This is a genomic window from Microbacterium sp. 18062 (genome assembly GCF_902706225.1).
Taxonomy (GTDB): domain Bacteria; phylum Actinomycetota; class Actinomycetes; order Actinomycetales; family Microbacteriaceae; genus Microbacterium.
This window is the reverse complement of record NZ_CACSKB010000539.1, coordinates 1-411: the sequence shown is the minus strand read 5'-3', so window position 1 is coordinate 411 and position 411 is coordinate 1. Positions and strand designations below refer to the sequence as shown.

Genomic DNA, 411 nt, shown 5'->3' with positions numbered 1-411 from the left:
GCTGGCGGGCGCGAAGTACCGCGGCGAATTCGAGGAGCGGCTGAAGGCCGTGCTGAACGAACTCGCCAAGGACGAGGGCCAGACCATCGTCTTCATCGACGAGCTGCACACCATGGTGGGCGCCGGCAAGGCCGAGGGCGCGATGGACGCGGGCAACATGCTCAAGCCGGCCCTGGCGCGCGGCGAGCTGCACTGCGTGGGCGCCACCACGCTCGACGAATACCGCAAGTACATCGAGAAGGACGCCGCGCTGGAGCGGCGCTTCCAGAAGATCCTCGTGGGCGAGCCCAGCGTGGAGGCGACCATCGCCATCCTGCGCGGCCTGCAGGAGAAGTACGAGCTGCACCATGGCGTGGAGATCACCGACCCGGCCATCGTGGCCGCGGCCGAGCTGTCCCACCGCTACATCAC

General features: G+C 68.4%; 1 protein-coding gene. It reads left to right on the top strand.

Going from position 1 to position 411, the window contains the following annotated elements:
* A partial coding sequence (locus GVL03_RS24475; protein WP_159502736.1) for an AAA family ATPase occupies positions 1-411 on the top strand: 411 nt, incomplete at both ends.